5 protein-coding genes are annotated in these 7,427 nt (G+C 67.8%); 2 read left to right on the forward strand and 3 right to left on the reverse strand.

Annotated elements, in window-relative coordinates:
• Positions 1 to 324 precede the first annotated feature (324 nt).
• Together ABTW87_RS29880 and ABTW87_RS29885 are read right to left on the reverse strand one after the other, a co-directional pair.
• Positions 325 to 723 carry an ATP-binding protein gene (locus tag ABTW87_RS29880; protein WP_350654739.1) on the reverse strand — a complete coding sequence of 133 codons (399 nt, stop codon included), beginning with the start codon at positions 721 to 723 and terminating at the stop codon, positions 325 to 327.
• An 830-nt stretch (positions 724 to 1,553) separates the two neighbouring features.
• Positions 1,554 to 2,048, reverse strand: coding sequence for a DUF6933 domain-containing protein (locus ABTW87_RS29885; RefSeq protein WP_350654741.1), 495 nt, complete (start codon positions 2,046 to 2,048; stop codon positions 1,554 to 1,556).
• 337 nt (positions 2,049 to 2,385) lie between these two features.
• Between ABTW87_RS29885 and ABTW87_RS29890 the strand changes: the two genes are divergently transcribed.
• Together ABTW87_RS29890 and ABTW87_RS29895 are read left to right on the forward strand one after the other, a co-directional pair.
• On the forward strand, positions 2,386 to 3,198 hold the full coding sequence (locus ABTW87_RS29890; RefSeq protein WP_350654743.1) for an SAM-dependent methyltransferase: 813 nt from the start codon (positions 2,386 to 2,388) through the stop codon (positions 3,196 to 3,198).
• 230 nt (positions 3,199 to 3,428) lie between these two features.
• Positions 3,429 to 3,842: a hypothetical protein gene (locus ABTW87_RS29895; protein ID WP_350654744.1), complete on the forward strand. Its 414-nt coding sequence runs from the start codon at positions 3,429 to 3,431 to the stop codon at positions 3,840 to 3,842.
• Here ABTW87_RS29895 and ABTW87_RS29900 read toward each other — a convergent pair.
• The gene (locus ABTW87_RS29900) at positions 3,805 to 7,047 is read right to left on the reverse strand and encodes a hypothetical protein (RefSeq protein ID WP_350654746.1); all 3,243 of its coding nucleotides are present in this window, start codon (positions 7,045 to 7,047) and stop codon (positions 3,805 to 3,807) included. The genes ABTW87_RS29895 and ABTW87_RS29900 overlap by 38 nt on opposite strands.
• Positions 7,048 to 7,427 lie beyond the last annotated feature (380 nt).

Below are 7,427 nucleotides of genomic sequence, written 5' to 3' on the forward strand. Positions count from 1 at the left end.
CTCAGCCCCGCCGACTACGAACAAGCCCTCACACCGACTACGCTGCACCAGATCGCGGCATAACCCGGTGTCCACATCCCGGGGGGAACCTCAGGCACCCCGGTTGTGGAAGTGCCTGCCCGCTGCATGTGTGGCCGACCGCGCCAGCCGGCGCTGCGGGAACGTGTATCCAGTACGCCCCGGAAACCCGATCGAGTCAACCCCCAATTTGCAACGGGTCGGTCAACGAGTCTTGCCACCAGTCCGGCCGAGTGCTAAAGGGTCCGCCCCGGTGGTCCCCGGTCCCCCTGCGTCCGGGCCACCGGCGCGAAAGATTTCGCGCGGCTAGTCACTGTGCAGGACGGGCGGTCTCAGCATCTGGACCCAGACGCGCTTTCCGCCGTCGGGGAGGTCATCGACGCCCCACGCCTGGCTGAGGGCCTCGATGATGGCCAAGCCCCGGCCGCCGTCGCCATCCGGGTCCCGGCGGCGCGGCACCACCGCCGAGCCGTCCACCGCCGAGATGGTCACTTCGCCGTCACGGACGCTGAGCTGCAGACGCAGGCAGCCGCCACCGTGGCGCACCGCGTTGGATACCAACTCGTCGGCGACCAGCACCGCATCGCCCACCCACTCAGGATGCCGGAATCCCCAACTGATCAGCACAGTCTTGACCGCCTGCCGGACGGCGGCCAGGGCGTCAGGACCCACCGGAAGGTCCAGGTGCGCGGTCAGCTCACTCACGGCCGTGATCCCCTTCCGCCGACCGGCGCCATCTGGCGCGGTCCACCGCTACCCGAGCCATGACCAGGGAAAACTTGCCCGCCGGCAACGACCTGCCGATCCGGCATGATGGAACGTCGACAAGGCCACGATGGCGAATGGAAACCGCCGCTCGTGCAGCGGCGGGGCCTCGTTCAGCGAGAGCAACCGGCCGAACCCCACGAACGGGCGCCCGTGTGGCCTCAGCCTGTCGGCCGTCCCTCGAGGGCGCACGCCGCTTCGATGACAAACGCTCCGGCGGCTGCAGAGACGATTCCGCGATCGTCGTCCCCTACGCCGCCGGCGCGGACGTGACCCGCTCAGGCCGCGACCCTACGGGGTAACAGATCCCGCAGCCGTGACGCCCCTTCAGTGGAGCCGTGTCGCCGCACGGCCCCGCCGCAGGCAGGCGGGACCACACCCCCTCGGGCCCCCTCCAGGTTCCGCCCGCCTGCGGCCACCGCGAGGGCGCGACGAAGCCCCAAGGCGATGAGCCGCCGCAAGGAGCGAGCGCCATGACGCCGGCCTGGTCGTGGCGGCGTTGAACATGGCCGTTGAGTTCGGCGCTGGGCCCTGTGGCGCCGCCGTCACCGCGGCGGCCATGTCGCCGACGTGATCTTCCACAGCGACCGCGGCAGTGAGGGCGAGTGCACCTCGGCCGACTTCGCCCGCGCCTGCGCCCGCTGCATGTCGGGGTACCCCCTGGAATGCAGAGGTAGGTACGGCTGATCTTGCAGAGATAGCCCCGGCTCCGGCGATGCCTGGTGTGGATCAAGCGCCCGGCTGGATTCCAGCGGCCCGGACGATGCGGGTCACTGGTGCGCTTGGACGGCGGCCGCGAGTTCGCGATCGGGGCTGACGTGACGCGCGTACAGCGGGCTGCAGGGTGTCGTGGATAGCCGCATCGACAGGGCCAGGAGGTCCGGGGCGCTGTCGTGGGTTCGGTGGACCTCGGCCAGGTGAACGAACTCGTTCATGACGCCGACGAGACGTCGGCTTGCGGTGGGGCCGAGGTGACGCTCACGCATGGCCTGCACCTCAGTCTGGATGAACGCCGTCGGCACCTCGTGCGCGGCCAGGACGGCGGCGACCTGTGCGGCGATCCGCGATCGCCAGCTCGCTGCCGGGGTCAGCGGCATTAGGACCGGCAGCAGCGTCGACTCACTGACCAGCAGTGCCACCCGCATCCGCCACGGCATACGGGTGGCGTACCACGGTCCCAGCACGGTCGTGTCGTGATCGTCGCTGGACAGGTCGACCGGGCCGACGACGTCGAGCAGCTTCCTGGTTGCCCGCACGATGAGCACCCAGTCATCCTGCCTGGACTGCGGACCCGGGTCACTCGGCGGCCCACCGGCGACAAACGGCGGGCAGTAGCGTCCTTCACATCCGCACGCGCTTACTCAGACACGACAATGCCGGTCGTGAAGCAGCGTCCGGCTCTGCAAGATCAGCCGTACCTACCTCTGCACTCCAACGAGTACCCCGACACTGCAAGGTATGCCAGTCGGTGGGCCGAGTTGGAGGTTGCTCTCGACAGCCGTTGGGGGAATGCGGCCGGTGTCCGTGTCGGGCTAGGCTGAGCGCCGCTCGCCCAACGATTGTCCTTTGTGGGAGGTGTCCGTGCGGCACGGTGACGAGGCTGTGGCAGATCAGCGGCGGACAGCGCCGTCCAGGATCGACATCAGCGTGCCGCACTCGGCGCGGATCTACGACTACTGGCTCGGCGGCAAGGACAACTTCGCCGCCGACCGGGCCGTCGCCGAAGCCCTCATGGCGGCGATCCCGACGATCCGGTCCATGGCCGCCGAGAACCGCTACTTCGTGCACCGCGTGGCCCGCTACCTGGTCGGCCAGGCCGGTGTGCGGCAGTTCCTCGACATCGGCACCGGCATCCCGACCAGGCCGAACCTGCACGAGATAGCCCAGCAGATCGCCCCCGAGACCCGAGTGGTCTACGTCGACAACGACCCCATCGTATTGGCCCACGCCCGAGCCCTGATGGTCAGCACCGAGCAGGGACGCAGCGAGTACATCCACGCCGACCTGCGCGAACCGAAGATGATCCTCAACCACCGGACACTGCGCGAAACACTTGATCTCACCCAGCCGGTCGCGCTGACGATGATCGCGATCCTGATGCTGCTCGACGACGCCGACGACCCGTGGCACAAGGCACGCGTGCTGATGGACGCCCTACCGTCCGGCAGCTACGTGGCGATCACCCACCCGACCGGCGACTTCAACCCCGAGGCCATGTCGGCCGCCGTCGCCGCGGCCGTTGACAGCGGCATGACCCTGGTGCCCCGTACCCGCGAGGAGGTGGCCCGGTTCTTCGACGGCTGGGAGCTGGTCGAACCGGGAATCGTGCCGGTGATGGCCTGGCAACCCGACGACGGCGAGTCCGCCGACCCGCACGCCGCCTACTACTGGGCCGGTGTTGCCTGCAAACCCTAGCTGATCCTCCATCTGCGCGGCGTGGCTGCCGGCTGGCAGCAGACCCGAACAAACAGCACCGCACCGTCCGGGCGCAGGTCGAACACGCCCTGGCCCGCAGGCCCGGATTCCGAAAGATCGACTTCCTGCGAGCCCTGCGCTCGTATGCCGCCCGTCACCGGGGTTTGGCGCATGACCAGCGCAAGCGCAGTCCCGCCCAACCACCGGCCGCTGCGGTGAACCCGCCGCCGGTGCCGCAGCGCACGTCGGCGGCGTCGCCGGAGGGCAGGCGGGCGGTCAACACCCGGACCCGGCACGCCGAGGTGCACCGGCTCAAGGCCGACAAGCTGAGCAACAAGGCCATCGCCCGACGGCTGCGGCTCGACATCAAAACCGTCCGCAGGTACGTGCGGGCCGACAGCCTTGACCAGCTGCTCAATCCCAATCCATCCGGTGGACGCGATGTTCTCGGCGCGTTCAAGCCCTTCCTGCACCACCGCATGCAGCCGACTGGTGGTACGGGCGAAACCAACCCGGCACCTGCCGCAGCGTCGCCGGCCTTCCGACGGCGTAGAGCGTCGTTGCTCGTCGTACGGGGATCGGCGGTTGGCCCGCATCTCGAGGCTGTCACTCATCGTTGGGTGCAGGGCCGCTGGCCGGCGTGACGTCTGCAGCCTGGTGGTATCCGAGTTCGATCAGCCTGGTACGCAGGCGCCAGAAGCTCTCGTCTACCTGCCGTCGGGCGAGGGTCCGGAGTTTCTCCACACCAGCACGCGCGACGTAGTCCTGTTCCCACGGCTCGCCTTGGCCGAGCAGAAGCAGGAGGATCTTGGTGCTGTCGCCTGACGAGGTGGCGGCCTTGCAGCGATCCGCCACCTCGATCGGCAGGTCGATGTGCCCGCCGGTGAGTTCCAGCGTCTGAACCGTTTGCTCCGCCCAGACCTCATCGGAGAGACCGGTCACGAGCGCCCACCGGCCGGATGCTTGCAGCGCCTCGGCTGGAACGACGCGACGGTCGGCTTCGAGCAACGCGCGCCAGAACGTGACGGCGGTCTCTAGCTCGGGGGTGCCCGGCTGACTGGACTGCACCAAGTACGCGATCTCGTTAGCGGCACTGGTCAACGCCGTGGTGTCGCCGCGGAGGCCCTCGATGATCGTGTCGCTGGAGTAGCCGTCCTTCCCATTGAGCGCGCCGACAAGCAGGCAGCCAACGGCGTTGACAGCGCCTCTTCGGGCGGCGGCGAATATCTGGCTCCGGAAGTGCCTATAGAACCATGAGGTCGGTCGGGCATGCTTGAGCGTCAGGTCGAATGTCTCACGTCCGCGGTCATCGTCGCTGAACAACGTTGGGGTGTTCTGCTCAAGCCACGCGGGCGCGACTGCCTCGAGGAACACTCGATGTTCTGCCAGAATCGCCCGGTACTGCATCCCGACACGTCCGGGCACCTGGACGAGCTCGTCGAGAAGCTTTGTGAATTCGGCCCTGATGGTCCCGGTCTGACGACGTTCCCACCCGGCGAGGGCGAGCACTGCCTGGAGTCCACGGCCTCTCGGATGGTTGATCGCATGGAACAGGGCGTCCGGGTCGCCACCCGAAGTCTTAACCTCGCCTGCGTCGTCGTCTGCGTCTGGTATGCGGTCGATCAGTTCGAGGGCCCATGCCCATGCCGTCTCCAGGTGTCCGGTCAGGTCTGCGCTCTTGTTGGCGAGGGCCGCGAGTAGGTCCACGGCGGCGGTGTCGACGTTGTGCCAGCCGGGCTCGAAGTCGAAGTCGTCCCGCCCAAGTAGAGCGGGTTCCCATCGGGTGGTCCGCGCCAGTTCTGCTGCCTTGAGGATCTGCGGCGCTCGGGGCGTGATCTCGCCGGCGAGGTCGGTGAGGGCGCGGAGGTAGTGGAGCACGTAGACCGGCTCGTGAAGGGCCGTGACGACTGCGACTGGGTCGGTCGACCACCTATCGGGGTTGGCCTTCACGACGGCTTCCAGCGTTCGGGCGAGTTCCCGCGCTCCGAGCATCCTCGCGTCGCTGGCCGTGTCAGGGCGCCAGCTTGCGACCAGTTCAGCCGCTTCGATGACTGGGAGCGCAGTCAACTCGTCCTCGCTGTGGGCGGACTGGCCGGTGCGCAGCTCGAATCGTTCGCTTCTGCGGTCGAGGGCGTGCGGATCCGGCTCACCGTGCCGGGCGGTGACTTGGGCTATGGGCTCCCGCCACTCTGCGAGCAGGGATGCGGGTAGCACCATGGACCATCGCCACGCCCGCGCCCAGTCGTCTGGCAACGCAGACGCAGGATTCTCCGGCGCCGCGGAGGGCGTTCCTAGCGCCCTGCGCCAGACGGCGAGCGCATCAGGCTCCGGGTCGTCGTTGAGCACGCTGATGACAAGGTCGCAATCGTCCCCCGTGCAAGTCGAGGACGCCAAACGCTGAGTAATGTGGTCGATCTTGTCCTGCAGGGGCACCTCGTTTGCCTCCGCCAGGATCCTGCAGGTGACCCGCTCGCCGATCGCACCGGGAATGCTCTTCGTCCAGTCGAGCAGATCTGCGGTTGGAACGCCGAGCTCACGGGCACGTGACAGCATGCCAGCCAGGTAGTGCGTGACCTTGGCGAGGTAACCACGCTCCTCGCCCAGGTCGGCTGTCAGCCGGGCGATGTCGAGCGCGACGAACCGCATGTCGGGGTGACGCGCCAGCCGACGCACCTTGGCCGACAGCATCCGCGTGCGCTCAGCGACGTTGCCGGCGTCGAGTCCGGCTGCCAGCCGGTCGAGCACCGCACCGGCGTAGTAGTCGTCGCGGTCGAACGGCTCGCCGCTCAACATCGCATCCGCCGCCCGGAGGACCACCGGATCTGTTGGATCGGCGCGCTTGACCACCCCGAACGTGAGCGCCCGAACGGCCCGAACGTTGGCGTGCAGCTCGACGATCCGTCCTACGACCGAATGGCCAGCCGTCCCGATCTGCGACGCCACGCGAAGCAATTCGAACCTTGCACCCAGCCGCCGATCCTGCCCCAATACGTTGGAATCCGCGAGCATGCGTTCAAGCAGGCCCGCCACCTCAGCTGGGGAACTCCGCCCGAGCCCTTCCAGCAGGCTAGCTGCCGGCCAGGCCGTATCGGGCTGCGGCAGTTTCAGAAGGCCCGCGTCGTACACGGGGTTGAGCCAGGCGGGGTCGGTGAGACGGCCGAGGAACAATCTCAGGTGGTGCGGGTTCGTGGCCAGTTCCCGCAGCTTGCCAATCTGCTCTACGCCTTGCCACGGCTCAGCGGCCAGCTCGCTGATCGCGGTGACCACCGCATCCGGCGGTGTGAACATCCGGATGAACCAAGCCACTGTCCGGTCGTACAGCGCCGTCACCGCGTCCAGCGCCGACTCCGCGTGCAAGGCCGTGTTCGCGTCGTTTCGCAGTCGGTTGTACTCGCCAATCGGGTCCGCTTCCCCTTGGAGAGGATCAACGCCGGTCTTGTCTCGTAGGTAACCCAGCAGACGCGCAGCGTGGTACGAGCTTCGGTCCCGGTTCTCCGCGACGCGGCGCAGCGCATCCTCCAACGCGCTCAACGACGCGGTCATGTCCGCGTCGGGCTGGGCCACCTCCGACTGGTAACGCGCCCAGGCCTCCAGGATCGCGGATAGGCCGCCGCTGACCGGGGGACGTCCCGTGACCACGGCGTCAAGTGCTTCCCGAAGGTTGTATCCGGCGCTCTCAGCCAAACGAAGCCCACGATCGTCGTCCACCGCTTGCTTGATCAACGCGGCTGCGGTTCGCAGGCACGTGACCGCCTTCTCACCTCGCGAGGACAACTCATCAACGATTCGGTCGACTACCTCAGGCGGCAGCTCAGGCAAACCCTGCTCGTCAATCCGGCTCGTCGTCACCTCTCATAGTCTCCACAGAACCCGGGGCGCTTCAACGGCGACGGCCAACGCCCGAGCACCTGCTTGACAGAGAAGATCCCCAACGGCGACCACAGTAGACATCGGCCGGACGGGACATCCACGAAGCCGCGCCATCAACTCTCTCCCCACCAGCGGGCGGGACGCTCACCTGGTCGAGCCATCGACATCCAGCGCTTGACGCATCGCATCCCGCGCCGCCCGTCGCCCGCCGCGCGTGCACTTGGCTGCCAACGCCACACGCCTAGTGGCGAGGCCGGTACGGCCGGGACTGTAAGACGAACGGTGTAACTCCTGATCAAGGAGCAGCATCTGATGTCTGATGGATCGATGGCCGCGGTGGATACTGCCGCGGTGGCGAA

The sequence above is a fragment of the Micromonospora sp. NPDC126480 genome, assembly GCF_040302465.1.
In the GTDB taxonomy this organism is placed as follows: Bacteria; Actinomycetota; Actinomycetes; order Mycobacteriales; family Micromonosporaceae; genus Micromonospora.